Here is a 2,733-nt window from a genome sequence, read left to right on the forward strand (position 1 = left end):
GTATTCGATTGCGGCATTATTCAAGTAGGAAACCTTTCTGGAGTGAACTAAAAGAAATTTTGCGCACTATTATTATTTTTTCTATATTTGATCTTGCTCTGGTGGCTATTTCCAAGTGGGAGATTTCTAGGTATTCGTTCGGAAGCACTTGGATATTTGCATTGATTTTTGTTCCTGCATTTAGATTTACTATAAAAACTTTACTACTACGCTTAAAATTATGGCAAAGGCCGACGATAATCATTGGAAGTTCCGAAAGTGCTCTGTTAGCTTATAGAGCTGTTAACAGGGAGAAATATTTAGGTTTAGATGTAAAAGGTTTTTTGGTGGTTGATAAAAACTATCTTTCTCAGCACATACCTGAAAAAATGCTCTTTACTGAGAATGAACTTAGTTTACAAGATATAGCTATTGATACATTTCAAATAATAATAGCTCTTGAGTATAACGAACAAAATGAATGTGATAGGTATTTGCGACTTACTTCGAAAATCGGATTTAATTATATTTCTGTCATTCCATCATTGAAAGGTGTCCCTTTATATGGGACCGAGTTGTCATATTTCTTCAGTGAAGAGATTATGATCTTAAAAGTTGGAAATAACTTACGCCGCCTGTCATCTAAGATTATTAAACGGGTTTTTGATATTGTTGGTGCATCTGTTATTCTGGCAATATCGAGCCCTCTTTTTATCTTTTTAGGTTATAAGATTACACGTGACGGAGGTAAAGCATTCTATAGCCATGAACGCGTTGGTCGTAACGGTAAAAAATTCAATTGTTTCAAATTGCGTTCGATGATCAACAACTCCGATGTTGTCTTAGCTAATTTACTTGAAACGAACCCTGAAGCTAAAATTGAATGGGAAAAAGATCACAAATTAAAAAATGATCCGAGAATTACAGCTATTGGGCATCTTATAAGAAATACAAGCTTGGATGAGTTGCCACAGTTGTGGAACGTTATTCGCGGTGAAATGAGCCTTGTTGGTCCTCGTCCTATTGTTGATGCAGAATTGGAAAAGTATGGTGATGATGTTGCTTACTATCTGATGGTTCGTCCAGGTATGACTGGCTTATGGCAAGTTAGCGGAAGAAATGATGTTGATTATGAACGACGCGTCTATTTTGATTCTTGGTATGTTAAAAACTGGTCATTATGGAATGATATAGTTATCTTAATCAAAACTATAAATGTTGTTCTTAATCGAAATGGCGCTTACTAAAATATTGTGTTTTGACAACATAAGTTGTTTTGCCTGGAGTAAATATGACCGATGAAGTGATTATAAAACCAATTGCCAGAAATTTAATATTTGGACCATTGGCAATGTTTTTTATTGTCTGGAATGTTGTTTTATTTCTTTATTCATTCCATTTTTCAGAACTGTTATATTATTCAACAGCTCAAGCTTTTTTAGCAACGTATTTTATCATTGGTTGTTTTTTCATCGGGTGGTTATTAGCGAAGTTGGGGGGGGGGCAAGGGAAAAGTAATAACTCTCATATAGTTACATCATCATTTCTTACTGTGTTAAATAAACGGAAGAGGTTTTTTTTCCGTTTATGGTGTCTTGTTACGTTCATTGAGATTATCTATTGCCAAGGTATTCCAATTATTTGGATGCTTATAGGAAATGGGAAAACATATTTTGATTTTGGTATCGCAAGTGTTCATGGTTTTCTCAACTCTCTAATTTTATCTTTATCTTTAGTTTCGTACTATTTATATCTCCAGACCAAGAGAAAAAACCACCTCTTTATTCCTATATTTACATGTTTTTGGGCATTAGCAGTCATATCTCGAAACTTGCTTATAGTTAATATAATTCAATTGGCTATTTTGCATTTTTATTTTGTGAAAATAAATTATTACAAACTACTTAAATCTTTATTGTTGTTATTTGTATTGATTTTAGTTTTTGGAGTGGTTGGAGATTTTCGAACAGGCAAAGAGGCATTTTTTAATCTGGCTGTAGTTAATGATAATTATCCTGATTGGTTGCCTTCAGGTTTTTTATGGGTTTATATGTATCTGGTTACACCATTAAATAATTTGATCAATGTATTTACTCTCGTAGTGCCTGAATGGAATGTTGGGTTGAGTAATTCTACAGTACTTCTTATACCATCATTTTTAAGAAATGTTATTTATGGAGACTTAAGCTACGATTCCACCTACTATTTGGTTACTCAGGCTTTTAATGTGAGTACGGCATATGTAGACCCTTATAGGGATTTGGGATACTCAGGTGTTTTCATTTTTGCATCCGTAGCTGGATTTTTTGTTACATATTTGAACGGTAAAACCAACTTTAAGTCAATAATGTTTTTCTGTATCTTAATGCAATGTAATGTATTAAGTGTTTTCTATAATCACTATATGTATTTGCCAATTATATTTCAGCTGGTTGTGATTTATTTCTGTTTTACTGTTAGTTATAAAAAAAGGACATCAGTTCATGCTCGCACAGAAAAAAAACACAATATTTAACTCATTGCAGGTAATAAAAGACTCTCGTAATTTGGATAAAGTACCGTTCTTTTCGATTTTAGTCAGGATGAAAAACGAACAAAAGATGTTACCTTATTTTTTAAAATCTGTTATGTCACAGGTTACTGACTATCCATATGAGATCATTTTTATGGACAGCGGAAGTCAGGACGAAACTATTAACATTGTTAATGAGTGTAACTCTGATTATTTACTTTATAGTATTAATTCAGACGAGT

The 2,733-nt window shown here is 32.9% G+C and carries 3 protein-coding genes; all 3 read left to right on the forward strand.

The window, feature by feature from the left end; all coding sequences use genetic code 11:
* On the forward strand, positions 1-1,226 hold a 1,226-nt coding region (wbaP, locus tag MES37_RS23975), incomplete at its 5' end, for an undecaprenyl-phosphate galactose phosphotransferase WbaP (protein WP_237932786.1).
* Between the two features lie 44 nt (positions 1,227-1,270).
* Positions 1,271-2,494: an O-antigen polymerase gene (locus tag MES37_RS23980; protein WP_237932787.1), complete on the forward strand. Its 1,224-nt coding sequence runs from the start codon at positions 1,271-1,273 to the stop codon at positions 2,492-2,494.
* Positions 2,463-2,733: glycosyltransferase family A protein (locus tag MES37_RS23985; protein WP_237932788.1), on the forward strand; the 271-nt coding region annotated here is incomplete at its 3' end. The genes MES37_RS23980 and MES37_RS23985, both read left to right, overlap by 32 nt.

The sequence above is a fragment of the Buttiauxella sp. S19-1 genome, from assembly GCF_022134725.1.
GTDB lineage: Bacteria > Pseudomonadota > Gammaproteobacteria > Enterobacterales > Enterobacteriaceae > Buttiauxella > Buttiauxella ferragutiae.